At 59.9% G+C, this 22,547-nt stretch carries 26 protein-coding genes; 17 read left to right on the plus strand and 9 right to left on the minus strand.

The window, feature by feature from the left end:
- The first annotated feature begins 8 nt into the window (after positions 1 to 8).
- The 4 genes from mtrB to hpf all read left to right on the plus strand — a co-directional run bounded on the left by mtrB (position 9) and on the right by hpf (position 5,042).
- Positions 9 to 1,775, plus strand: coding sequence for an MtrAB system histidine kinase MtrB (mtrB, locus tag M5J09_RS09085; protein WP_374982119.1), 1,767 nt, complete (start codon positions 9 to 11; stop codon positions 1,773 to 1,775).
- Positions 1,772 to 3,481 (plus strand): MtrAB system accessory lipoprotein LpqB, encoded by a 1,710-nt coding sequence (gene lpqB, locus M5J09_RS09090; RefSeq protein ID WP_257157645.1) that lies wholly within the window; start codon positions 1,772 to 1,774, stop codon positions 3,479 to 3,481. Before mtrB ends, lpqB begins: the two co-directional genes overlap by 4 nt.
- A gap of 59 nt (positions 3,482 to 3,540) precedes the next feature.
- Positions 3,541 to 4,221, plus strand: coding sequence for a ComF family protein (locus M5J09_RS09095; RefSeq protein WP_257157646.1), 681 nt, complete (start codon positions 3,541 to 3,543; stop codon positions 4,219 to 4,221).
- A gap of 170 nt (positions 4,222 to 4,391) precedes the next feature.
- Entirely contained in the window at positions 4,392 to 5,042 is a 651-nt protein-coding gene (gene hpf, locus M5J09_RS09100) for a ribosome hibernation-promoting factor, HPF/YfiA family (protein WP_042529795.1), read from the plus strand.
- A 126-nt stretch (positions 5,043 to 5,168) separates the two neighbouring features.
- On the opposite strand, the gene M5J09_RS09105 is transcribed toward hpf, so the two are convergent.
- On the minus strand, positions 5,169 to 5,474 hold the full coding sequence (locus tag M5J09_RS09105) for a hypothetical protein (protein WP_257157647.1): 306 nt from the start codon (positions 5,472 to 5,474) through the stop codon (positions 5,169 to 5,171).
- A gap of 265 nt (positions 5,475 to 5,739) precedes the next feature.
- Between M5J09_RS09105 and secA the strand changes: the two genes are divergently transcribed.
- Together secA and M5J09_RS09115 are read left to right on the plus strand one after the other, a co-directional pair.
- Positions 5,740 to 8,325, plus strand: a complete 2,586-nt coding sequence (gene secA / locus M5J09_RS09110) for a preprotein translocase subunit SecA (protein ID WP_257157648.1) — start codon at positions 5,740 to 5,742, stop codon at positions 8,323 to 8,325.
- A 127-nt stretch (positions 8,326 to 8,452) separates the two neighbouring features.
- On the plus strand, positions 8,453 to 8,836 hold the full coding sequence (locus tag M5J09_RS09115; protein ID WP_144793581.1) for a hypothetical protein: 384 nt from the start codon (positions 8,453 to 8,455) through the stop codon (positions 8,834 to 8,836).
- A gap of 59 nt (positions 8,837 to 8,895) precedes the next feature.
- On the opposite strand, the gene M5J09_RS09120 is transcribed toward M5J09_RS09115, so the two are convergent.
- Positions 8,896 to 9,282 carry a hypothetical protein gene (locus tag M5J09_RS09120; protein ID WP_236684026.1) on the minus strand — a complete coding sequence of 129 codons (387 nt, stop codon included), beginning with the start codon at positions 9,280 to 9,282 and terminating at the stop codon, positions 8,896 to 8,898.
- 251 nt (positions 9,283 to 9,533) lie between these two features.
- On the opposite strand from M5J09_RS09120, the gene M5J09_RS09125 reads away from it, so the two are divergent.
- The 4 genes from M5J09_RS09125 (at position 9,534) to M5J09_RS09140 (ending at position 11,590) form a co-directional block, all read left to right on the plus strand.
- Positions 9,534 to 9,944, plus strand: coding sequence for an HAD-IA family hydrolase (locus tag M5J09_RS09125; protein ID WP_042529806.1), 411 nt, complete (start codon positions 9,534 to 9,536; stop codon positions 9,942 to 9,944).
- Positions 9,945 to 9,956: 12 nt separating this feature from the next.
- Entirely contained in the window at positions 9,957 to 10,466 is a 510-nt protein-coding gene (locus M5J09_RS09130) for a DUF6912 family protein (RefSeq protein WP_210385393.1), read from the plus strand.
- An 87-nt stretch (positions 10,467 to 10,553) separates the two neighbouring features.
- Entirely contained in the window at positions 10,554 to 10,928 is a 375-nt protein-coding gene (locus M5J09_RS09135) for a hypothetical protein (protein ID WP_257157649.1), read from the plus strand.
- A gap of 53 nt (positions 10,929 to 10,981) precedes the next feature.
- Positions 10,982 to 11,590, plus strand: coding sequence for a hypothetical protein (locus tag M5J09_RS09140; protein WP_042529812.1), 609 nt, complete (start codon positions 10,982 to 10,984; stop codon positions 11,588 to 11,590).
- A 113-nt stretch (positions 11,591 to 11,703) separates the two neighbouring features.
- On the opposite strand, the gene rsgA is transcribed toward M5J09_RS09140, so the two are convergent.
- Positions 11,704 to 12,726 carry a ribosome small subunit-dependent GTPase A gene (gene rsgA / locus M5J09_RS09145; RefSeq protein WP_144793590.1) on the minus strand — a complete coding sequence of 341 codons (1,023 nt, stop codon included), beginning with the start codon at positions 12,724 to 12,726 and terminating at the stop codon, positions 11,704 to 11,706.
- Positions 12,719 to 14,026, minus strand: coding sequence for a 3-phosphoshikimate 1-carboxyvinyltransferase (aroA, locus tag M5J09_RS09150; RefSeq protein ID WP_257157684.1), 1,308 nt, complete (start codon positions 14,024 to 14,026; stop codon positions 12,719 to 12,721). Before aroA ends, rsgA begins: the two co-directional genes overlap by 8 nt.
- Between aroA and M5J09_RS09155 the strand changes: the two genes are divergently transcribed.
- A complete protein-coding gene (locus M5J09_RS09155) occupies positions 14,025 to 14,687 on the plus strand; it encodes an SOS response-associated peptidase (RefSeq protein WP_042529819.1) in 663 nt (220 codons plus the stop codon). The two genes, aroA and M5J09_RS09155, sit on opposite strands and share 2 nt — an antisense overlap.
- 52 nt (positions 14,688 to 14,739) lie before the next feature.
- On the opposite strand, the gene ybaK is transcribed toward M5J09_RS09155, so the two are convergent.
- Positions 14,740 to 15,243 carry a Cys-tRNA(Pro) deacylase gene (gene ybaK / locus M5J09_RS09160; protein WP_144793596.1) on the minus strand — a complete coding sequence of 168 codons (504 nt, stop codon included), beginning with the start codon at positions 15,241 to 15,243 and terminating at the stop codon, positions 14,740 to 14,742.
- Positions 15,244 to 15,281: 38 nt separating this feature from the next.
- Between ybaK and M5J09_RS09165 the strand changes: the two genes are divergently transcribed.
- Both M5J09_RS09165 and rsrA read left to right on the plus strand, forming a co-directional pair.
- Complete coding sequence (locus M5J09_RS09165; RefSeq protein ID WP_374982118.1) at positions 15,282 to 15,917, plus strand: sigma-70 family RNA polymerase sigma factor; 636 nt, start codon at positions 15,282 to 15,284, stop codon at positions 15,915 to 15,917.
- Entirely contained in the window at positions 15,917 to 16,189 is a 273-nt protein-coding gene (gene rsrA, locus M5J09_RS09170) for a mycothiol system anti-sigma-R factor (RefSeq protein WP_042529825.1), read from the plus strand. Before M5J09_RS09165 ends, rsrA begins: the two co-directional genes overlap by 1 nt.
- 74 nt (positions 16,190 to 16,263) lie before the next feature.
- Here the strand turns inward: rsrA and M5J09_RS13325 are convergent, their stop codons facing one another.
- Positions 16,264 to 16,338 carry a 50S ribosomal protein bL37 gene (locus tag M5J09_RS13325; protein ID WP_100227335.1) on the minus strand — a complete coding sequence of 25 codons (75 nt, stop codon included), beginning with the start codon at positions 16,336 to 16,338 and terminating at the stop codon, positions 16,264 to 16,266.
- An 80-nt stretch (positions 16,339 to 16,418) separates the two neighbouring features.
- Positions 16,419 to 16,676 carry a WhiB family transcriptional regulator gene (locus M5J09_RS09175; RefSeq protein WP_042529827.1) on the minus strand — a complete coding sequence of 86 codons (258 nt, stop codon included), beginning with the start codon at positions 16,674 to 16,676 and terminating at the stop codon, positions 16,419 to 16,421.
- A gap of 497 nt (positions 16,677 to 17,173) precedes the next feature.
- Here M5J09_RS09175 and M5J09_RS09180 point away from each other — a divergent pair, with 497 nt between their 5' ends.
- Complete coding sequence (locus tag M5J09_RS09180; RefSeq protein WP_042529829.1) at positions 17,174 to 17,674, plus strand: hypothetical protein; 501 nt, start codon at positions 17,174 to 17,176, stop codon at positions 17,672 to 17,674.
- A 37-nt stretch (positions 17,675 to 17,711) separates the two neighbouring features.
- Here M5J09_RS09180 and M5J09_RS09185 read toward each other — a convergent pair whose 3' ends face one another.
- Complete coding sequence (locus M5J09_RS09185; protein WP_257157685.1) at positions 17,712 to 18,959, minus strand: hypothetical protein; 1,248 nt, start codon at positions 18,957 to 18,959, stop codon at positions 17,712 to 17,714.
- 77 nt (positions 18,960 to 19,036) lie between these two features.
- A complete protein-coding gene (locus M5J09_RS09190) occupies positions 19,037 to 20,422 on the minus strand; it encodes a DEAD/DEAH box helicase (RefSeq protein ID WP_257157651.1) in 1,386 nt (461 codons plus the stop codon).
- Positions 20,423 to 20,535: 113 nt separating this feature from the next.
- On the opposite strand from M5J09_RS09190, the gene M5J09_RS09195 reads away from it, so the two are divergent.
- The 3 genes from M5J09_RS09195 to M5J09_RS09205 are packed head-to-tail and all read left to right on the plus strand — an operon-like array spanning position 20,536 to position 22,544.
- A complete protein-coding gene (locus M5J09_RS09195; RefSeq protein WP_257157652.1) occupies positions 20,536 to 20,757 on the plus strand; it encodes a DUF3107 domain-containing protein in 222 nt (73 codons plus the stop codon).
- A 38-nt stretch (positions 20,758 to 20,795) separates the two neighbouring features.
- Entirely contained in the window at positions 20,796 to 21,746 is a 951-nt protein-coding gene (locus M5J09_RS09200) for a DUF3152 domain-containing protein (RefSeq protein WP_257157653.1), read from the plus strand.
- Between the two features lie 24 nt (positions 21,747 to 21,770).
- A complete protein-coding gene (locus M5J09_RS09205) occupies positions 21,771 to 22,544 on the plus strand; it encodes a hypothetical protein (protein ID WP_042529837.1) in 774 nt (257 codons plus the stop codon).
- The last annotated feature ends 3 nt before the right edge of the window (positions 22,545 to 22,547 follow it).

A 22,547-nucleotide genomic window follows, 5' to 3' on the forward strand; every position in this document is an offset into this window, starting at 1 on the left:
TTATCGGCATGATTCTCGTGGCCTCCGCAGTGGTCATGCTGTTCTTGGCGTATGCGCTGGTCTCCGTGCTGACACAGCAGCTGGTGAGCCAGAAGGAAGACACTGCGCTGCAGGAGCTTGAGCGTGCCCGCGTGGCCGTTGAACAGCAGATTGATGCGACTGGTACGGCGAACTCAACGCAGGTTCGCATCAACTCGGCGCGTGCGGCACTGGGGCAAATGTCAGCGCAGCAAAATGATGCGCAGGCGGTCTATGAGCCGGTTGTCGTCGTCGACAACTCCGACGGGACTGCCACAACCTCCCCAGAGGGCTACCGCATTCCAGAGGGGATGCGCGAGCTCGTCGGCCGCGGGCAGATTGTGCAGCAATACGCCACCGTGGACCAGCAGTCAGGCGCCACCTATAACGCGCTCATGGTGGGAACACCTATCGAGTGCGATATCCCCAACACGCAGGTATACCTTGTGCTCTCGATGGAGTCCGAGGAGTCCACAATGGCGCTGATGCGCGGTTTGCTTTCCGCAGCCGGGGTGGTTGTTGTGGTGCTGCTCGTAGGTATTGCGTGGCTGGCTACCCAGCAGGTCATTACCCCAATTCGGTCGGCATCCCGCATTGCACAGCGTCTGGCCGCTGGGCATCTGCGTGAGCGCATGGTAGTGAATTCTGATGATGAAATGGGCCGCCTTGCTTCCTCCTTTAACGACATGGCGGACAAGCTGTCTAAACAGATTGCGCAGCTGGAGGAGTACGGCGACTTGCAACGCCAGTTCACTTCCGATGTATCGCACGAGCTGCGTACTCCGCTGACGACGGTGCGCATGGCTGCGGACGTCATCGCTGCCGACGCTGATGATTTCAATCCTTATACCAAGCGCTCGGCCGAGCTTCTCATCAAAGAGTTGGACCGTTTTGAGGAACTCCTGGCGGATCTGTTGGAGATCTCGCGCCATGATGCCGGCGTTGCAGATTTGTCGACGGCATCCATTGACATTCGCTCCTGCATCGATTCCGCTATGAGCCAGGTTGAGCACCTTGCGGAAGAACTGGGAGTCGAGGTTCGCGTCAACGCCCCAGGAGAGGCTGTGACCGTGGAATGCGATTCACGTCGCGTTGAGCGTATTTTGCGCAACCTTTTGGCCAACGCCATCGACCACTCTGAGGGTAATCCTGTCACGGTGGATGTCGCCGCGACTGATGACGCCGTCGGAATCGCCGTGACAGACTCCGGAGTGGGCCTGAAAGAGGGGCAAGAGGAGCTCGTGTTCAATCGTTTTTGGCGTGCGGATTCTTCACGCAAGCGCCACTCCGGCGGTACTGGCCTGGGCTTGGCTATTGCGCGTGAGGATGCCGTATTGCATGGCGGCACTCTGGATGCGACAGGATACTTGGGCGTGGGTTCGCGTTTCCGCCTCATCCTTCCGCGCACTCCAGGTCACAAGATAGAGTCCGAGCCTATTGATTTGGTGGTACCGGGAGCACCGAGCCCGGACCAGATTCACGCAGATGAGCAAGCTGCCTTGCCCTCCGGTTTCAGCGCTGAAAGCGTGGGCGTAGCGAGCGTAGTAGACGGCATGGGAATGGTGGGAAGCACTGTTACCGTCGACGCCGCATTCCGAGACAGCGGCGCCACTGCGTCACAGAGCACGACCACCGGGGATGACGCCGGCATCGTGTGGCCCTCGGAACGTGAGTCCCGAGCTGCTGCCGCTATGGACTCGGAGACTCCCTTCAACCAGGAGCGCGTTGCCGATTTCGACGAGGAGGCCCAGCGATGACCCCCGCTCGCCGTGTTCTCGCTGTTCTCAGCTGTATCTCACTGAGCACTCTCGTGGGCTGCTCTACACTGCCGCATGACACCGACCCCCAGGTCATAGGCACCTTTGAACCACACGAACGGGTCGAGGATGCCGTCGTCGAACCGCGTACCGATAGTGACCCGGATCTTTTGATCCGTGATTTCTATTCCGCGGCGGCGATCCCTACTAGCAACTACGCCGCCGCACGCACCTTCCTGGCCTCCGACATTGCTGACACATGGGATCCCACGAGTACGGTCCTTGTCGTGGATTCCATCGATCTGGTGACCTCCAAGATGGACGATGGTGTGTTGGAGTATTCGGTGCGCGGCAACATCATCGGCCGCCTCGCCGATGGCGGTGCCTATGTTCCCGATAACTCGCGCATTGAGGCCACCGTCCGCCTGAGCCAATTTGATGGTCAGTGGCGGATTACGGATCTGCCCACTGGTGCGGTTGTCGAGCGCACCGAGTTGCGCAACCGTTATCGCCCTCAGTCGTTGTATTTCTATGACGTTACCCAGCGCGTGCTCGTCGCTGATAGGCGGTGGCTCTACACAGGCAAGGATTCCATCGCCGCTGAGCTCGTGACGCTGCTGCTCCAGGGGGCATCCTCCGATATCTCGCCGGCCATTTCCACGCTGGTTCCTAAGGACGCCACCTTCCTGGGGATCAACGACGGGGTGTATGAATTCAGTGGCATGTCAGGAATGTCGCAGGAGGAGCGCCTCAAGTTCGCAGCTCAGTTGGTGTGGACGCTCAACAATGCGGAAGTGGCTAGCACTGTGCGAGCCACCATCGACGGCAGCCCCATGGTTGATGGCATGGAGGAGATGACCATCGATGACTTCGCGGAGTTTAACCCGGAAGTCGCGGCGCAATCCGTGGCCAAGCTCTATGCGGTCAATGATGGCTCACTTCTTGACATCACCGCGGACGGGCCCACCGAGCTCGCTGGCCCAACTGGCGAGATCAGCGATATTCAATCCGCCGACATCTCAGATGAGGGATTAGTGGCGGCCGTACGCAAGCGTTCCGAGAACGAGTCACAGCTATTCATGGGCGAGCTCGGTCACAACCTTGGTGATTCCGTCACGGGCAAAACGCTTGCCCGCCCCACGTTCGAAATGGGCGGTCAAGTGGCATGGACCGTCATCGACGGCGAACATGTCGTTCGCGTGACGCGGTCTCCGGCTACTGGTGAACTGAGCACGTCTGAGGTGGATACCTCGGCTCTCGATAGCATTAATGGCGAGATCTCCGTCATCCGCCTATCCACTACGGGGGCGCGTATCGCCATGATTATCGACGGCAGCATCTACACCGGCGTCGTTGCTCGTGCGACCTCGGGAGAGCGGCGCATTGTCAACGTCCACCAGGTCGGCCCTGAGCTCACTGGCTCGGCGCTCTCGTTGGAATGGCAAGCTGATGGCTCACTGCTGGTAGGCACGTCAGCCTCGAGCTCGCCGGTATGGCGCGTGGAGCAGGATGGATCTGCTGCCACCACGTTGCCGACGGGTAACATCACTGCTCCCGTGGTCGCGGTGGCAGCGTCGCCGTCGACGCTGTATGTCACCGACGCCCACGCGACTTTGCAGATGCCCGCAGGTGGCTCGGAGAGCTCCTACTGGCGTGAGGTCGATGGTTTGCGCGGCGTGCGGTCCTCACCGATTGTTCCGCGTTAAGCTTCGCTTCGGCAGTCTCACCACAGCAACGTCGCGTCGTCACGGCTACTGTAGGCGCTATGCCGAAGAACTGGGGGATGGGGGAGCTGGCCGCCTCGCTCGTGGAACTCGTCCTACCGCGTCCCTGTGCCGGCTGCGGCGCAGCGACTGAAGCGGGAGGGGTGCTCTGTGGTGCTTGCCAGGAGCATCTGCGCCACGTTCCGCGCCGGGTGGAACGGCCGATTCCACTGGGCTTTCCCGCGTGGGCGTTGGGGCCCTATTCGGATACGCGCCGTGGCGTCATCATTGCGATGAAAGAACGCGGTAATCAGGCGGTGCGCAGGCACGTCGGTGCGGTGCTGGCGGCGGGGATCGAGTATCTGCGTGCGCGTGGCGATATTCCAGAGACGGCCGTGTTGGTGCCCGCGCCGACTCGGGCTTCCTCGGCGCGTCAGCGAGGGGGAGATCCCGTTACCGCGATGTGTGAGGCGGCTGAGGCACGCCTGCCGGGTTGGCGGACGATGGTCGCCCTGGCCACAGCAGAATCAAGCGCAGACCAGTCGGAGCTTACGGCAGGGGAGCGAGCCGACAATATGCGATCGGCAGTGCTGTTGCGTCCCTGTGCGCAGCAGCTGCGAGGGCGTGCGGTGCTGCTTGTCGACGATGTCGTGACCACCGGTGCCACCCTACGCGCGAGTGCAGCGCGGGTGAGGGCCGTCGGGGGTGACGTGGTCGGCGCGATTGTGCTGGCAGATGCGTAAGGGGAGGCGTCGACAAGCACGTGCCGAGGGGGCCGGTGGATCCGTTGGTTATGACCAGTGGTAGCATGAGGGGTGTCACAGGGAAGCGGGCACGAAGCCTTCATCACAGGCCTTGGATAGTCCGCAGAATGTGCGTCATTCAGTCCCCACGAGTAAAGGGAGGCATTTACATGTCCCAGCAGACCAACGCTCAAATCACCATCACGGGCCGCAACGTGGAAGTTCCGGAACACTTCCAGGAGCGCGTCGCGGACAAGCTGGCCAAGATTGAGCGCCTTGATCCGACTCTGACGTTCTTCCATGTGGAGCTGCAGCACGAGCCTAACCCCCGCCGCGAATCTCAGGCTAACCGTCTACAGATCACCGCTACCGGCAAGGGTCACATCGCCCGCGCTGAGGCCAAGGAAGATTCCTTCTACGCCGCCCTCGAGACGGCGTTGGGTAAGATGGAGCGCTCCCTGCGCAAGGTGAAGGTACGCCGTGAGAACGTGAAATCCGGCCACCGCGCACCGAAGAGCACCGGCCAGCTCGCCGCCGAGATGGTGGCGGAAGCTGAAGCCTCCAAGGCTGCCAAGGAAGATCGCTACATCGATCCCTACGCAGAGACCGTTGAGGATGTTCGCCCAGGCCAGATCGTGCGCTTCAAGGAGCACCCGGCCACCCCGATGTCCGTCGATGATGCCCTCAGCGAGATGGAGCTGGTGGGACACGACTTCTACCTCTTCGTTAACGAGGAGAACAACAAGCCGTCCGTGGTGTACCGTCGCCACGCCTTTGACTACGGCCTCATCTCCCTGACTGAGGAGAACGAAGAGAGCTAAGCTCTCGTGCCTTCCCGTCTAGTTGCGTAAGTCAAGCGCATACTGGTCGCCGAAGAGCCAAAGGCCCTCGCTGCACTGTGGACTGTGCGGCGAGGGCCTTCTTACTCTGTACTGATAGGCGGATTCCTAGAGGGAGAATTGGCTCGATAGGCGGACTTCTTGCTCGGCCACGAATTGGAGTGGAATCAGCGCGATAGCTAGCGGGGCGACGATGAGCAAATCCGTGCCGAAGTTTTCGGTTGGATGCGTGTTAGGGGCGTGAGAGCTTGTAGCGATTTCTAATGCTCCGGTCATAATGGTGCTATAGAGCCACATGGCGCTTCCGCCTTGTGGGGCATCGTTTTCGGCAGCAAAGGCGGCAGGGGCGGTGAGCGTGCTGACCGCCAGGGCGGTGGAGGTGGCTGCGGCTACGGCAAACCTGGAAAGCTTCATGGTTTAGTCCTTTTCGTGTAGGGCGTGGAGTGGACATTCCTCGGGACGAAGCGAGAGGAGCAAGATGAACATCGTTCACCTTTGTTAAGGAAATCGTTGTCCTCCACGGAATCGTTAACAGGGAGAACTGAGTGAACGTCGAACTCGCGGTGGAGTGAGGCAGTGTAGAGAGACTTTGGGCTAGCCCTGCAGCGAGGCTTAAAAGCTAGTGAGTACAATGGCGACGAGTTAACTATATTGTCGCGACAAGAAGGACTATCTAGACGTGTTTGGACTTTCCAAGCTGCTCCGCGCCGGTGAGGGACGCACCGTGAAGCGCCTAGCCAAGATGGCTGATGATGTTATTGCCCTCGAAGAGGACTTTGGCAAGCTCACGGATGATGAGCTGAAGGCGAAGACTGACGAGTTTAAGGAGCGCCTGGATAAGGGCGAGAAGCTCAACGACATACTGCTTGAGGCCTTCGCCACCGTGCGTGAGGCTGCATGGCGTGTGCTGGACCAGAAGCACTACAAGGTTCAGATCATGGGTGGTGCTGCTCTGCACTTCGGCAACGTTGCTGAGATGCGCACCGGTGAGGGTAAGACCCTCACCTCGCTGCTGCCGGCTTACCTCAACGCGCTTGAGGGCAAGGGCGTGCACATCGTGACCGTCAACGACTACCTGGCTAAGCGTGACGCCGAAATGATGGGTCGTGTGCACCGCTGGCTCGGTCTCTCCGTTGGCGTCATCCTTTCTGAGATGCGCCCAGCGGAGCGTAAGGAAGCCTACAACTGCGATATCACTTACGGCACCAACAACGAGCTGGGCTTTGACTACCTGCGCGACAACATGGTCCGCTCGCTCGATGACACCGTGCAGCGCGGCCACAACTACTGCATCGTCGATGAGGTGGACTCCATCCTGATCGATGAGGCCCGTACCCCGCTCATTATTTCCGGCCCGGTTGATGGCTCTTCCCAGTTCTACAGCGTCTTCTCCCAGCTCGCTCCGAAGATGCGTGAAGGCATCCACTACGAGGTGGACCACAAGAAGCGCACCATTGGTGTGCTGGAGGACGGTGTTGAGTTCGTCGAGGATCAGCTTGGCATCGACAACCTGTATGCCCCGGAGCACTCCCAGTTGGTGTCCTACCTCAATAATGCTCTCAAGGCTAAAGAACTTTTCACCCGCGATAAGGACTACATTGTCCGCAACGGCGAGGTCATGATCGTCGATGGCTTCACTGGCCGTGTGCTGGCTGGCCGCCGCTACAACGAGGGAATGCACCAGGCTATCGAGGCCAAGGAGCAGGTGGAGATCAAGAACGAGAACCAGACTCTGGCCACCGTTACCCTCCAGAACTACTTCCGTCTGTACAACAAGATTTCCGGCATGACCGGTACCGCCGAGACCGAAGCAGCCGAGCTGCACTCGATCTACGGCCTGGATGTTGTGCCGATTCCGACCAACAAGCCGAACCAGCGTGCTGACCGCGCTGACCGCATTTACAAGACTCAGGAAGCTAAGTTCGCCGCAGTGGTGGATGACATTGCTGAGCACGTTGAGTCTGGTCAGCCGGTCCTGGTGGGTACCACCTCGGTGGAGCGTTCGGAGTACTTGTCGCAGCTTCTGAGCAAGCGTGGCATCAAGCACTCTGTGCTGAACGCAAAGCACCACGAGGAAGAAGGCCAGATCGTTGCTCGTGCTGGTCGCCCTGGCGCCGTCACCGTGGCCACCAACATGGCCGGCCGTGGTACCGATATCGTGCTGGGTGGCAACCCGGAAGTCATCCTGGATGAGAAGCTGCGCGAACGTGGCCTCGATCCTTTCGAGGATGAAGAAAAGTACCAAGAGGCTTGGGACGCCGAGATTGACGCGGAGAAGGAGCACTCTAAGAAGCTGGGTGACCAGGTCCGCGAAGCCGGTGGTCTCTATGTGCTGGGTACTGAGCGTCACGAGTCGCGCCGTATTGATAACCAGCTGCGTGGTCGTTCTGGCCGTCAGGGTGACCCGGGTGAAACCCGCTTCTACCTGTCCATGCGTGATGAGCTCATGGTGCGTTTTGTGGGTCAGTCCATGGAAAACATGATGAACCGCCTCAATGTGCCGGACGATGTTCCGATTGAGGCCAAGATGGTCTCCAACTCCATCAAGGGCGCCCAGGCGCAGGTGGAGAACCAGAACTTTGAGATGCGTAAGAACGTGCTCAAGTACGATGAGGTTCTTAATGAGCAGCGCAAGGTTGTCTACGCTACCCGTCACGACATCCTCGATGCTGGTGACATCAAGGACAACATCCGGACCATGATCGATGACACCGTGTCCGCCTACGTCTCGGGTGCCACCGCAACCGGCTACGTCGAGGACTGGAACCTGGATGAGCTGTGGAATGCGTTGGAATCCCTGTACGGTCCGACCATGACGCACGAGTCCCTCGTGGAGGGCACCGAGTACGGTTCCGCGGGCGAGCTGTCTGCAGAGCAGCTGCGTGACGCCTTGCTTTCTGACGCTAACGCGGAGTACGACAAGCTTGAAGAAGCCGTCACTGCCATCGGTGGAGAGAGCCAGATGCGTAACACTGAGCGCATGATCATCCTCCCGATCATCGATCAGAAGTGGCGTGAGCACCTCTACGAGATGGATTACCTCAAGGAAGGCATTGGTCTGCGTGCCATGGCGCAGCGCGATCCACTGGTTGAGTACCAGAAGGAGGGCGGCGACATGTTCAATGCGATGAACGACGGCGTGAAGGAAGAAACCGTGCGCCAGCTGTTCATGTTGCGCAAGCAGTTCAAGGCTCAGGAAGAAGCCAACGCTGCTGAAGCAGGCGAGGCAGCCAGCGCAGAAAACGCTGGTCAGGCCGAGGCTTAAGAAGGGGCATACAGTACCCTGTGAGGGCGCTGCGGGGTTACCTCCCCGTGGCGCCTTTTCATTGGAAGCACTTAGTTATATACTGTCAGAATCTTATTCATTTCGTGCCTCGGAGGTTCGTTTCACCATGCGCCGCTTGTCTCTGCGAGTAGGTTTGTCCGTCTTTGCCTCCGCCACCCTTCTGGGCGGCGGCGCGGTTGCTTCTGCCTTTGAGGCAGCTCCGGAGGAGCAGTGCCATCTGTCCTCCGTTCTGGGCTCGGAGGGCAGTGCCGAGGCCGAAGGCTCTTCCGTTCTGGAGGGTATGAGCTCCTCCGCGGCGGCCGCTTCTCAGTGCGGCACTGCCGCTGATGCGCCAGTTGAGGCTGGCTCTTCCGCTGCAGCTCCGGCCACGGGTGCTGCCACCCAGGCCACCATGTTCGGTGGCATCAGCTTGGCGCTCATCAGTGCATCCGCAGCCTTCGCCGGCATCGACTGGACGCCGATCCTCATCAAGCTGGGGTCCTGGTTCTAAGGCCTAGGGTCTCTAGGGGATAGAGCCCTATGCTGGTGCCGCGTGGGGAGGAGAGCGCATCAGAGCTGGGTTCGCGGGCCGACGGAGAGCATCCGGAATGATTGCAGCTGCCTGCCCGCAGCAGCGCCTGTAAACGCGCGCTGCTGACCACCAATCACGGCGGAGCCGAAGTATTCTCCGTTCTCGCGCGCATGTAAACTGCTGAGCGCTATGCGCCCTCGGCTTTCATCGGCGGGCAGCGCCTTTTTCCACGCACGGATATGAGTTGAAATCTCCGGAGCGAAGCGGCTGTTGTTGAGGTGACTGAGCGGGCGCAGTGACGCGGCGACCTCCAACACAATAACGACGAGTCCACGAACCTCTTCGCGTGTGGCGAGATCACCAGCAGTTGGCTGGCGGTCATAGCGGATACGCTGAGGAGCGACATAAAGCTGTAGGTGGCTCATGCCGGGGATGGGGACATACACAGTTTCTCTGACCTTCCCAGCGGTGAGCAGCGCAGGGAGAGAAGGGGAGCAAGCTGGACGCCCCTTCATTGTGCCATGCTGGTGCGGTGGCTGGCCACTGATGTATGCGGTGAGTGAAGGGGTGACGACGCACTGGGAGTTGCAGTAGGCGGTGGGAGCAGTGGAGCTGTATGTTCGCTATACTTTCGGACGATATACACAGCTCAACGCGAAGGGTGAAGATAGAGACTATGCGTGGACTCATCGTCGATTTTGTAGGTGTGCTGGATGGCACCGAGGAAGACGTCAAGCGCTGGCGTGCGCTGTTTGCTGCCGCCAAGGCCAATGGCGTGGCCACCGCTATTCTCTCCAACGATCCGGGCGGCCCAGGCGCGGAGCACATCCGCGAGTGGGAATACCGTGGAATCGTGGATGCGGTCATCCTTTCCGGAGAAGTCGGTGCAGAGAAGCCGGACCGTGCTGCGTTCCAGGCCGCGGCGGATGCCATCGATTTGCCAATTAATGACTGCGTCATGGTGGATGATTCCATCGTCAACGTGCGCGCTGCCGTTGAGAACGGCATGGTGGGCATGCTCTACACGGTCTTCGACCGCACCAGCGTTGAGGTTCAAGCTGTCTTCGATATTGAGGGTGAGTTCTAAATGTCCTCGGACGTGCGTGTCTTCCTGCCTGCCACCTTTGCCATGCTCGCTGAGCTAGAAGAAACCGGGCAGCTTGCTGCCCGCAGCGGGTGGGGGTTCATGGTCACCCCGGCGCTCCGCGAGTTTTACACCGAGGGTGGCGACGAAGAAGAGATTGCATACTCAGCCTTCCTAGAAGCTTCCATGGCCTCGCTGCGTCTTTTAGCTATCGGAGACGAGGAGAAATTCCCGCATCGCCGAGTTGTTATCTCCGTGGACGTTGATGAATCCGTGGTGACGCCGAAGCCTGACATGGGTGAGCCGGTTGTCGCGCTGAATCCGGCCGTCATTACCAAGGACAACCTGCAGGCTATCCACGTCGACATCGAAGAATCTGAAGCAGCCACAGCGAAAGCGATCGAAGCTATCGATAACGCTGACCTCGGTGACGAAGACGCAGAGCTTGCCGTTGGTGATGCCCTGGATAATTTCATGGCTTTCTATGACCCGACGGAGCTGCCCTTCCTCGTTGAGCTGCTGTAGGACCGGCCCTGTCCTCACCTATTTTTCCCTGAGCCATGCCTCCCAGCAGGGCTCTCTTGTTCGAGTGCTTTAAGGAGTACCACCACCATGAAGGCATCCCGCCTGACCACCCTCGTCACCGCTGCTGCCCTGTCTGTCGCTGCTGTCGCTGTTCCGACTGCCAGCGCCCAGGAGGCTCCCACTCCCGTCGAAACCGCAGTTGACACCACTGCAGAAGCTGTTGCCACCACTGCAGGAGCTACCGCAGAGACCACGACTAACGCTGACAAGCTGATTGACGCTGACGAGCTGACTGAGCCGGATCCGAACATTGCTGAGCAGCCCACAACACCGTGGCTGCGCATCCTCGAGGGATCCTCCGCTGGGCCAGTGGGCGTCATTATCACGATTCTGTTCGGCATCATCAGCCTGGGGATGGCTGCTTACCAGCAGTTTGGGGAATATCTGCCCAAGCTGGGCTAATTACTGATAGTCTGCTTGAGTAAAATCTCAGCTCGATCGAAAGGCTCCCTATCATGTCATCCTCTCGTCTGCGCCGCGTCGTAGCTACCTCTACGCTGTCCGTCGCGCTCATTGCTGGCGGCGTTGTTGCCCCGACCGCAGGTGCGGTGACCACCTCTATCAAGAACGCGAAGTGCACCATCACCTTGAGTGATAAGGAGTCGAGCGACCTGTCCAATGCTGAGTCCAAGGACAATGACGTTGACTCGGGCCTCCTGAAGGATGACTACGAGATTCTGCCGAAGGATGCCGCAGCACGCGCTCGCGCTGTTGAGACACAATCGGATGAGCTGTACCGCGACTTGGCTGCGTATGAGACTGAAGCAGAAATCGGCGATGAAGAATCTGCCAAGCGCGCCAAGAACAACGTCAAGGTCGTTGAGACCTTCCGCGACATCGCTCCGGAGTACGTGAAGGCGCTCAACGCGTGCGCAAATAACAAGGAGTTCAACAAGAAGAAGGACTCGGACAGCGACAACACCTCGTCCAATATTGATACCGGCGGAGCTATCCTCTTCGGTGTGACCGGTGGCCTGACCATCATTCTGATGGCTCTCCGTGCGGCCGGCCCGTTCCTCAAGACGATTCTGCCGCCGCAGCTTGCGAACATGATCCCGGCTTAAGCACATAATTCTTAGCGTTACGCCCTCAGCGTTTAGCCCCTAGCGTGTGGCGTTGAGATGTCCGGCCCGAGGCACCTCCCCAGTACGGAAAGAGGAGCCTCGGGCCTTGTGCGTTACGCCCAGTCCACGTTGGTGCGCAGGGCTGCAAGCAGGCTGCGGACAGCATCGCGGCGGCGGGCAGAGGCGGTGCCATCGTCGATGTTGAGATCCAAGCCGCACTCAGGGTCAGCTGGGGGACCAGCATGGGTACAGCCGCGGGGGCAGTCCTCGATGGCCTCGGCAAGATCCTCGAAGACGTCGATGACGTTCTCCGCATCGATGTGGGCTAGCCCGAAAGAGCGGATGCCAGGGGTATCGATGATCCATCCGCCCCGTGGAGTGTCACCAGTGGCAGGAAGGCGCAAAGCTACCGACTGCGTCGAGGTGTGACGGCCCTTGCCCACGGCAGAAACCTCACCGGTTTCCCGGTGAGCGTCCGGAACGAGGCGGTTGACCAAGGTGGACTTACCTACGCCGGAATGGCCGATGAGGGCGGTAACGTGGCCGTCGATAGCCGCGCAGACCTCCGTGAGGTCATCGTCCACGCCGGCCTCGACCACCGTGACATTCAGATCTTCGAATTCCTTGGCAAACGGCGTGGGATCGGTGAGATCAGTTTTGGTCAGGCAGAGCACGGGCCGAATATTGCCGGCAAAGGCGGCAATGAGCGCGCGCTCAACAAACCCAGAGCGCGGCGGAGGATCCGCCACGGCGGTGACGATGAGGAGACGGTCGGCATTCGCCACGACGATGCGTTCATAAGGGTCCGTATCGTCGGCAGTGCGGCGCAGGACGGAGGTGCGGTCTTCGAGTTTGACGATGCGCGCCAGCGTATCTTTCTTGCCCGAGGTGTCGCCCACGACACCAACGCGGTCGCCGACCTCCACCGGGGTGCGGCCCATTTCCCGGGCGCGCATAGCAGTAACTACGGGGCCATTATCATCCAGCGCCACTCCCCAGCGCCCGCGGTCCTTGGTGATGACCATGCCGAACTTGGCGTCCTTGTGTTTCGGACGGTCCTTCGTGCGCGGACGTGAGCCCTTGCCAGGGCGGATGCGGACATCGGATTCGTCATAACTGCGTGCTCGTCTAGCCATGAACCATGGCCTCCCACATGTCGGCGAAGCCAGGCAAGGTCTTTGAGGTGCATTCGATGTCATCGATGTCCACGCCCTCGACGGCCAGGCCAATGATGGCGCCGGCGGTGGCCATGCGATGATCCGCATAAGCATGCCACTGACCGCCGTGGAGTGGGGCGGGGGTGATGCGGAGGCCGTCGTCAAGCTCAGTGACGTTGCCTCCCAGACCGTTGATCTCCGCAGCGAGCGCTGCCAGTCGGTCCGTCTCGTGACCACGCAGGTGAGCAATGCCCGTGAGCGTCGACGGCGTTGAGGCCAGCGCGCACAAAGCAGCAACGGTGGGGGCGAGCTCACCTATAGCTGACATGTCTAGGTCAATGCCGCGCAGCCCAGACAATCCCTCCGCCGGGCCGGTGACCGTAAGGTGCGGGTCCTTCCGTGGTCTCTGCGGCACATATTCCACGGTGGCGCCCATCTGCTCGAGGATGCTGCGGAATGCATCGCCCGGTTGGCACGTCTCTTCGGGCCAGTGAGGAATACTCACGCTGCCGCCCGCGACGGCCGCAGCGGCGAGGAAAGGAGTGGCGTTGGACAGGTCCGGCTCAATGTGCCACTCGCGGCCCTGAATCGGTCCCGGATGCACGACCCACGTGTTGTCTGCCGCGAAAGCTTCAACACGGGCCTCTCGCAGCATAGAAATGGTCATCGCAATATGCGGCTGGGAAGGCACAGGTTCTCCCTGGTGACGCACGACGAGACCATTGCGGTAGCGCGCCGCAGCCAGGAGAAGGCCGGAGATGAACTGGGAGGACGAGGAGGCGTCGATCGTGACCTCGTATGTGTCCGGGATTCCCCGCGGTGTGATGCGCAGCGGCAGGCTATCGCCGTCCACGTCCACACCAAGTTCTCTCAATGCGGCAGTCATGGTGGACATAGGGCGCTTGCGGGCGTAGGGGTCACCGTCCAGGAGCACCGGACCATCCGCCAGCGCTGCTACCGGTGGTAGAAAACGCATGACGGTACCTGCGAGGCCACAGTCAATCTCTGCGCCGCGAAGCGTTTCAGCTGGGTAAACGCGAAGATGGGGACCCCACGGGACGAATCCCGCTCCCATGGCGTGCAACCCGTCTTTCATGAGTTCGGTATCGCGCGAGACCAGCGGGTTGTAAATGATTGACGCGGAGTCAGCCAAGGCAGCGAGGACGAGGGCGCGATTGGTCATCGACTTCGAGCCCGGGATCTCCTGAGTCCACGACAAAGGGCCGGTGGGTTGGGGTGCACTCCAGAAAGCAGACATGTAGTCCATAATAAAGGGCATGTGCGGAAGATTTGTACTGTTCACTGAGTCCCTCCTTGAGGAGGTCGGGGAGTGGGAATCCATTACTGAGGTCCATGCCCCCGAAGGCCTGCCGCCAGCGCGCTACAACATCGCGCCGACGCAGCCCGTGGCCATCGTGCGGGTGGAGGACAACACGGCGCGGGTCGATCCGGCGCGCTGGGGCCTCCTACCGCATTGGAAGAAGGACATGGATGGTCCGCCGCTGTTCAACGCGCGTGCTGAGACCGTGGCGACAAAGCCCTCTTTCCGTGATGCCTTTAAAGCCCAGCGCTGTGTGATTCCTCTTGATGGCTACTACGAATGGAAGGCTGGAGACGAACCAAAAGCCAAGAAACAGCCCTATTACGTCACTGGTCCACATGGGCTGTTGTGGGCAGCGGGCCTGTGGGCCACGGGAATGGATAGATTGTCCGCCACGATGGTGACCACGGAAGCTACTGAGGAGATGGCATGGCTGCATGGCCGGTTGCCTAAATTTCTGACACAGGATGAGATTGCGCCATGGTTGGCGGGGGAGGCTTTGTTGGAGCCGAGCTCTGTGCACGGCTTCAATGCTCGCCCGGCAGACCCTGCGGTGGGTAACGTCCGCAACGATTACGCCGAGCTTATCGACGAACAGCCGTCCAGCACCCTCTTCTGATTCAAGCGCAGTGGTGCTCACGCATGTGTGATTACTGCGTGGAGCTGGGGACCTATTCGGCGAGAAGATCGGTGAAGGTGACCTCGAGGACGGGGGAGAAATCCTCAGCGTTCATCTCGATATCGAGCCCGCGCTTGCCGCCGGAGACAAAGATGGTGTCCCACAGCAACGCAGTTTCATCGATGGCGGTGGGGAGTACATGCTTGTGGCCGAGCGGGGAGATGCCGCCGGGGATGTAGCCAGATGATTTCGACGCATCGGCAGGTTCGGCCATGGATGCCTTGGAGGCGCCGAAGGCAGCAGCAGCTTTCTTGAGGCTGAGCTGGTGGCTCACGGGCAACACGCATACGGCAAGGCGGCGCTTAGGACCTTTTCCTGCGGTGAGATCGATAACGAGGGTTTTGAAGATGCGCTCAGGCTCGACGTCGAGAGCCGCTACGGCTGCTTCCCCGAAGTGATCGCTGCCACCATCAAACGTGGTGACGCGGTGCTCGATTCCGGCTTCTTCAAGAATCTTGAGGGCGGGGGTAGCTGCGTGCGGGGTCTTCTTAGCCATGAAAACCACCCTAGCCTGTCAGCGCTAGGATGGAATCCATGGCCACAGACACAACGAGTGCGACCGAGACTGCCGAGGAGCAGCGAGAACAGCAGCGGCTGTTTGAGGAGCAAGCCCTGCCATTGCTGGACCAGCTCTACGGTGGTGCAATGCGCCTGACCCGCAATCCCCAGGACGCGGAGGACTTGATCCAAGAGACCTATTTGAAGGCGTACAAGAACTTTAGTTCCTTCAAACAGGGCACCAATCTCAAGGCCTGGCTCTACCGCATCATGACGAATACGTACATCAACTCTTACCGCAAGGCCCAGCGCCGGCCTACTGAGTCTTCTGCGGATGAGCTCAGTGATTTTCAGCTCTACACCACGTCAGGACACGATGCGACCGGCTTGGAATCAGCCGAGGTGGCGGCATTGAAGCAGATGCCTGACTCGCAGATTTCCGAGGCGATGAATGACCTCCCGGAGGACTATCGCATGGTCGTGTACTACGCGGATGTGGAGGGCTTGGCCTACAAGGAAATCGCCGAGGTCATGGGAACTCCGTTAGGAACCGTGATGAGCCGGCTGCACCGTGGAAGAAAATTGCTAAGGGCGGCGTTGAAGGACGTGGCACGAGAAAAAGGTATTGGCCGTGACCACCCAGAAATGATGTCAGATACGGAGGAGAAGTAATGGAACGCGCAACCGGACGCAACTGCGGTGCGTGCAACTCTCCGGAGGTCAACGCACTCTTTCGGGAGCTGCTCGACGAATCGACGAGTTATGCACGGGCACTGGCCATTCGCGAGCACATTGCTCAGTGCGATGCCTGCCAGGAACGCCTCGACAGCGAAGAGGTAGTGAGAGCCCTCGTGCGTAAGTGCTGTGGTGGACAAGAAGCACCGCAGTCCTTGCGCCAGCGGATTTCGGTGCAGATCACGCGCACTGAGATCACTTGGCGTTAGGTGCGCAGGATCCAGCAAAGGCCCGTTCCCGCCGTGTGTGCACGGTAGTGGGGAACGGGCCTTCAATGCTGACGTTATGCGTTAGGACGCTTGCCGCGGTTAGCGGACTTCTTACGGCGATCCTTGCGCTTACGGCCACGCTTGCTCATCGCGTACTCCTTCTTTTAAGGGTAAATGAACTTATTCAACTGTAGCGGCAGGGTATGCCGGAGTGCTAATCGGGGTCTGGTTAGGCAGACACGCGGGCACGGGCGCGGCTGCGGTTGCGACGCTTGATTGCGCGGCGCTCCTCCTCAGAGAGGCCGCCCCACACGCCGGCATCCTGACCGGACTCGAGGGCCCACTTGAGGCACGAGGACGCAACCGGGCAGCGGTTGCAGACCAGCTTGGCCTTAGCGATCTGGGTAAGTGCAGGGCCGGAGTTACCGACCGGGAAGAACAGCTCCGGGTCCTCGTCGCGGCAAACGGCTTCGTGGCGCCAATCCATGATTGAAATCTCCTAACAAAATTGTGACAGCAGTGGGCGCACTAAGAACAGCTCACAGCCGTAAACTGTCCCGAGTGTTAGTGGGGTGGAAGTGGACTGGTCTGCGGTCAGTGGGGCCCTGTCTCGAGTTAGGGCCAGCGTCGACGCCGCCTTGGTTCACTTTCTGTTTACTCGGATTTTGCTCCGAGTTACGAACCGGTTTAACGGCTCGTTGTTTTTGCTACCTGAGAATAATGACATGTTTACTCAAAGTGCGCTAGGGGTAAAGGCTAAAAAGTGGCCAAAGTCACTAAAAAATAGAACGCTTGTCGCGCTTACGCCTCCGTCGGCTTGCTGAAAGAAGCCTGCCAATAATCTATCTACCAGCAACAACTCCTTCTGTGTGGTGAGTGTGGTGACCTGGATCGCGTCAAATCCATTCCTGAAGGACTGCCCCCGACATTGCCCACTGGTTCGGTGAACCCTGGGGTGGAGTAAGCGAAGTAGACTTACACAACGTGACTAAGAAGAAGAAAAATACTGGTAGCTCGAAGAAGTCTCGGACGGAGGCGCAGCCGCAGGGGAAGGCTCAAGGGAAAAGCGGGCATACTGCAGGCGCGCCGCGCTCCGTTGTGTTCTCGGCAGGCATCGCGATAGTGCAATCCATCGTGGTCATCATTTTCGGCATCTTCCTTATTGTCCGCGAGGTAACCGGTGCGGAGAATTCCTCGATGGTGTCTGACTCTGGTGCGACGGGGTTTGTGGGACTGGGGACAGCCATCTTCCTCTTTATCGTGTTTGGCTTCGTCATCGTTGGCTCATGGGCCTTTGTGAAGGGCAAACGCTGGGGACGCGGGGCCATCGTGCTCGTGGAATTCATCCTGGCGGCCATCGCCTTCCAAATGTTTAGTGGAGGATCACCGCTTTTGGGTGCCGTCACCTTGGCCAGCGCGGCCATTGTGCTCTACCTGCTCATGGCGGTGCCAGAAACAGCTCACTGGGCAGAGCGCAACTTTTAGAGCGCTTTCTGCCCACCTCTGCCTGCCTGTGCCGAAGCTACGACGCTACAAGGCCCACAGCGGTATCGCCGCGCTGTTCGATAATGGCCTTTCCCGCGAGCGTGAGCGAGATTGGCCCCGTGTAGCCGTCGCGGTCAACGGGGATAGTTCGCTCAGTTCTACCGCTGGACCAGTTCACTACGTCAATGCCCTCCTCGGTGGGGACTAACAGGCGCTCACCCAGGGTAATGCCCGTTCCAAGAGCATTGTCGAGAACGTGATCAACCTCCAGCGCGGTAGGGGTGAAGAGGTAGAGACGCTCGCCATCGAACCAGGACATGTGGTGGGGGAGATCTGCAATCGCCGGCGCAAACGGCGAGGCAGAGTCCGTAATCGCGGTGGAGGGTTCAACCTCCGTGGTGGACACGACTTCGCCGTCGAAGTTGTAGGAGATAATGCGCGGCGTGTCGGCGGGGAGGTACACGGCGGCGGCTTCTTGGCCAAAGGCGACAAGACGTGCGCCAGGGTCAGAAATCTCGATGTCCTTGGTAATTTCTGGCTTTCGGGAATCTTCCGGGGTGGCTTCTTGAATGCGCAACCACGTGGAATCTGGGGAATCGGGGCAGGACTCGGTAACAGCTAAAGACTCAGTACGTGTCAGTGCTGATGTAATGGAGCAGTCCTCGTGGGGCTGCATATTTGGCTCCTGTTTGGCATCGACATCACCGTATTCAACGGTGCGCACGAGATCTGAACGCCACAATTCGACGCGACCAGTGGACACGGTTCCCACGCGGTCATTGGACGTAATGGGGACGACCTCATCGGCGCTGCGCGCGCTGCGCGTATCCGCGTACTCGCCGTTGGCGGCGTGCAGGGCCACGACATCACCACAGCCCACGCCTGTCCGATAGGTCGCCACAACCTTGTTCCACGCCGTGCCCAGTGAGCAAAGATCAGCATCGCGGCGCTCGTAAGACCAGACTGTATTGCCAGCGGAATCGGTGGCGGAAAGAGTGTCACCTTCGTGGCTAATCAGGAGTCCCTTCGAGGACACTGCCCGAGACTGGCCTGGCATCAGGGTGTTGGGCATGGAGAAAGACTCGGTGAGGGAGTCTGGGATGGCGTCGAGAAGCTCCGGCTCCGCGTCGGTAGAGACGTTAACGGCCGGGGTGAGCTCCGCTTTGTGAATGGGGGCAGCGATCACTGCACCGCCGATGGCAATGGCGCACACCGCACTGATGATGCCGACGGCCGTCCAATCTGACTTGGTTGAGCGCAGAATCGGGGCCTTCCTTGGGGGCATAGTTGAGGGCGTGTCCTGCGTCTGCCCGGAGTTATCATCCTGTGGCTGCACGAGGTTATCGTCCTGCGCCTCTGGGATCATCGGCGTCCTCCTTGACGGGAATTGCGTTTGCGGGAGCGGGTGCGGCGAGAAGCACGCGCGGAATCAGTGGCAGAGCGGCGCGGTGAGGGTGACCTGCGCGGCGCCCCTAACACCTTGGTTGCTGGGCCGACAGTGTCCTCGGCATCTGCCGGAATAGCGAGAGCCTCAGCGAGTTCCGGGGATGTACTGAACCACTGGGGCGGCTCCGGCTGACCCAAATCGAGTTCATCATTGATGATGCGCCATTTGCTCAGTTCATCGTAGCCCACCAGTGTTACAGCGGTCCCGGTATGCCCCGCACGGCCGGTGCGACCAATGCGGTGAACAAACGTCATGGGGTCATCGGGGACCTGATGATTGATGACGTGCGTGACATCATCGACATCGATACCGCGTGCAGCGACGTCCGTGGCGACGAGAATCTCCACGGTTCCCTCGCGGAAAGCGGACAGGGAGCGTTCACGTGCAGTCTGGTCCATATCGCCATGGACCGCGCCCACGCTAAAGCCTCGCTGCGCTAGCTCATCTGCTACCACCGCGGCTGCGCGCTTAGTGCGGGTGAAGATGATTGTTCGTCCGCGTCCCTCGGCCTGCAAGATTCGACTCAGCACGGCGACCTTGTCCATGCGGTGAGCTTGGAAAGTGACCTTGCGAGTGGAGGAGTGGGTCTGCTGGTCATCGCCGGACTCAGCCCGAATGTGGACTGGTTTGTTAAGGAACGTGCGGGCCAAGGTAACGATGGGCCCAGGCATGGTGGCGGAGAACAGCATGGTTTGGTGCGGGTTGCCGTGGAGAAGAGTGAGAATCTTCTCGATGTCCGGCAGGAATCCCAAGTCCAGCATCTCGTCAGCCTCATCGAGAACGAGGACGCTGACCTTGTCGAAGGACAGATGCTTCTTCTGACACAGGTCGAGCAGGCGCCCCGGAGTGCCCACAACGACGTCGGCGCCGGCATTTATCTGCTTAATCTGTTCTTCGTACGGGCGGCCTCCGCACAAGGTGATGACGCTGAGCGGTAGGTTCTCTGCAGCGACGCTGAGATCCCCGCTAACCTGAATAGCCAGCTCACGCGTCGGTGCGATGACGAGCGCGCGGGGAGTCCCATCCAGTTCGGGAATGTCGGCGTCATCGAAAACCCGGTCCAGCAGAGGGACCCCGAAGCCATAGGTCTTGCCCATACCGGTGCGGGCCTGGCCAATGAGGTCTTGACCGCTGAGAGCGATAGGTAGCGTGAGCTCCTGGATTGCGAAGGTGTGCGTGATCCCACGTGTGGCCAAAGCATCGCAGATCTCGGCAGCGACGCCGAGCTCGGCAAAGGTGGGGGATTCACTGGTACTCCCGCGCTGATCGCGGGAAGCGTTCGAGGTTTTCGGGGCATGCACACCTTGATAGTAGAGGACGTGGCTATAGTGGGGCCATTAGAGCGCTGGAGCGCGGGTGCCTGCTCGCGCTATCCAGCGAGAGATGTGCGAACGATCAAAGGAGTACACACAGTATGGATATTAAGTTTGGATTCGCTGATACTGCCCGCGAGCTGGTTATTCACGCTGAAGGATCGCAGGACGAGCTGGCTAAGACCATCAATGGCGCCCTGGCGGAAAACTCCACGCTGGAACTGGAGGATGCGAAGGGCCGCAAGTTCATCGTTCGCACCGACCGCGTGGTGTACGTAGAAATCGGCACCGCACGAGCTCACACCGTGGGCTTCGCGGGTTAAGTACGCACCAGCCGCAACAGCGGGTAGCCTAAATGGCCATGGACAATCCCGCGCACACTGATCAGCGCCCCCAGCAGCCCGTCCAGCGCACCTCAGCGCTGACGCGATTTGCCCGTGACTACGGCTGGTGGCGCGTGGTGGCGATCCCCGTCATGGTGGTCATCACGGTGTGGATTATGGTTGATATCCTCCGATCTCCGTCGGACGACCCACTGGAGCCGACGGCAGGGGAGGCCGACACAACGACAAGCGTTGTTGAAACGACCTCTGCGCGCCGGGGGCCGGATCCTGCCAATGCCAGCGCTGTTGCAGCGGCAAAGGATGGCCTTCCCGCTGGTGGTAAGTTTACGGAACAGGGAGAAGAAACCTACCGTGACGCTGGCCCGTCCACGATGCACGTTGGCAAAGGCGGCAAGAACACCGTTCGGTTTTCGGTTGAAATTGAGAACGGTGTGGACACGTCTGCCTACGGTGGTGATAGCGCAGTGGTAGCGCTTGTCGACGCCACCTTGTCCGACCCCCGCGGTTGGACCGCCGCTGGTGAGTATGAGTTCATCCACGTTAAAGCGGACGATAATCCCGATACCCATATCCGCTTAACCTCGTTGGGCACAACGGCAAAGATGTGTGGCGCGCAGCTGCACACTGAGACCTCATGTCACACAACGATTACCGGAGAATCGGCGGTTTACCTCAATGAATCGCGCTGGGTGCGCGGTGCTGGGCCCTTCGAGGGCGACCTAGGTAATTACCGGCAGTACCTCATTAACCACGAATTCGGCCATGCCATTGGCTACGCTGCTCACCAGCCGTGCGGCGGTAAGGGCAAGCTAGCTCCGGTCATGATGCAGCAAACGCTCAGCCTGAATAACGCTGAGCTCTTCATGAAGGATCCGAACGAGGTGTACCCGGATGAGGACGTGACCTGCGAGTCAAACCCGTGGCCCTATCCGAATCCGGCTAACCACGACCACAGCAAGCCGGAATAGCCCAACAAGAAGGACTGAAGAACCATGCCGCTGCCGCCCGAACCTGTCCTGGCCACGTTCAACGCTGAGGTCCGCTCCCGTCGAGCGGGCGGTGAGGTGCTGGGGCCTGCCTGGGATAACGGCATCCTCGTTGGCGATGTCGTGTTTGCTGAAGCGCGCGACTGGTCCGGCTGGTCTGCCAAAGTCCGTGACAAGCTTAGTGTTCCCGGTATGCGTATCGCCCGTCCTGTACTCACTACAGATGGCCGCTACACTGCTGCTGGCTGGAAGGCCACGCAATTTGTCCCCGGTCAGCTGCGCGGGCGTATTGATGAGACAGTGCACGTGGCACTGCGTTTAGAAGCCGTCCTGGCTACCGCACCGCTTCCTACCTTCGGCCAGCGCGACGACATCTTCGCCCGGGCAGAGCGTGCAGCGTGGGAGGAGACAGGTGAGGCTTATTCGGACGCCGAGCTTGCCCAGCTTCCGCTAATGACCGCACATGTCGATGTCGTGGGGACGACGATTTTCTCTGGGGCACATCCCCCTGCGGTGACCGATATCGTGCCTTCGGCGGCTCCTCGCCCGCAGGGTTGGTCTGCAGCGTTGGTCATGGTGGATGGACTTATCGCGGACGCCGTCGACGCGGATATCTGTAGCCGCTTTGCTGCAGTGCCGGGCCTGCGCCAGCTGTTGCTGCGTGCCGTGGCGTACCGTCGCTACGTCAACACCCTGCATCCTTCCTCGAAGTCGACGGTGCGTTCGAATATTGAGAAGGTGGAAGAGGCCCTCGTGTCCGCGGTATCTGACAGACTATAAGGC

The organism is Corynebacterium sp. BF-R-2, assembly GCF_024586525.1.
GTDB classification, from domain to species: Bacteria; Actinomycetota; Actinomycetes; order Mycobacteriales; family Mycobacteriaceae; genus Corynebacterium; species Corynebacterium singulare.

Bases quoted from the DNA above. Each gene is read 5' to 3' on its own strand.
- mtrB (WP_374982119.1), top strand. From the start codon at position 9: ATGATTCTCGTGGCCTCCGCAGTGGTCATGCTGTTCTTGGCGTATGCG.
- lpqB (WP_257157645.1), top strand. From the start codon at position 1,772: ATGACCCCCGCTCGCCGTGTTCTCGCTGTTCTCAGCTGTATCTCACTG.
- M5J09_RS09095 (WP_257157646.1), top strand. From the start codon at position 3,541: ATGCCGAAGAACTGGGGGATGGGGGAGCTGGCCGCCTCGCTCGTGGAA.
- hpf (WP_042529795.1), top strand. From the start codon at position 4,392: ATGTCCCAGCAGACCAACGCTCAAATCACCATCACGGGCCGCAACGTG.
- M5J09_RS09105 (WP_257157647.1), bottom strand. From the start codon at position 5,474: ATGAAGCTTTCCAGGTTTGCCGTAGCCGCAGCCACCTCCACCGCCCTG.
- M5J09_RS09115 (WP_144793581.1), top strand. From the start codon at position 8,453: ATGCGCCGCTTGTCTCTGCGAGTAGGTTTGTCCGTCTTTGCCTCCGCC.
- M5J09_RS09120 (WP_236684026.1), bottom strand. From the start codon at position 9,282: ATGAGCCACCTACAGCTTTATGTCGCTCCTCAGCGTATCCGCTATGAC.
- M5J09_RS09125 (WP_042529806.1), top strand. From the start codon at position 9,534: ATGCGTGGACTCATCGTCGATTTTGTAGGTGTGCTGGATGGCACCGAG.
- M5J09_RS09135 (WP_257157649.1), top strand. From the start codon at position 10,554: ATGAAGGCATCCCGCCTGACCACCCTCGTCACCGCTGCTGCCCTGTCT.
- M5J09_RS09140 (WP_042529812.1), top strand. From the start codon at position 10,982: ATGTCATCCTCTCGTCTGCGCCGCGTCGTAGCTACCTCTACGCTGTCC.
- rsgA (WP_144793590.1), bottom strand. From the start codon at position 12,726: ATGGCTAGACGAGCACGCAGTTATGACGAATCCGATGTCCGCATCCGC.
- M5J09_RS09155 (WP_042529819.1), top strand. From the start codon at position 14,025: ATGTGCGGAAGATTTGTACTGTTCACTGAGTCCCTCCTTGAGGAGGTC.
- aroA (WP_257157684.1), bottom strand. From the start codon at position 14,026: ATGCCCTTTATTATGGACTACATGTCTGCTTTCTGGAGTGCACCCCAA.
- ybaK (WP_144793596.1), bottom strand. From the start codon at position 15,243: ATGGCTAAGAAGACCCCGCACGCAGCTACCCCCGCCCTCAAGATTCTT.
- M5J09_RS09165 (WP_374982118.1), top strand. From the start codon at position 15,282: ATGGCCACAGACACAACGAGTGCGACCGAGACTGCCGAGGAGCAGCGA.
- rsrA (WP_042529825.1), top strand. From the start codon at position 15,917: ATGGAACGCGCAACCGGACGCAACTGCGGTGCGTGCAACTCTCCGGAG.
- M5J09_RS09175 (WP_042529827.1), bottom strand. From the start codon at position 16,676: ATGGATTGGCGCCACGAAGCCGTTTGCCGCGACGAGGACCCGGAGCTG.
- M5J09_RS09185 (WP_257157685.1), bottom strand. From the start codon at position 18,959: ATGCCCCCAAGGAAGGCCCCGATTCTGCGCTCAACCAAGTCAGATTGG.
- M5J09_RS09195 (WP_257157652.1), top strand. From the start codon at position 20,536: ATGGATATTAAGTTTGGATTCGCTGATACTGCCCGCGAGCTGGTTATT.
- M5J09_RS09200 (WP_257157653.1), top strand. From the start codon at position 20,796: ATGGACAATCCCGCGCACACTGATCAGCGCCCCCAGCAGCCCGTCCAG.
- M5J09_RS09205 (WP_042529837.1), top strand. From the start codon at position 21,771: ATGCCGCTGCCGCCCGAACCTGTCCTGGCCACGTTCAACGCTGAGGTC.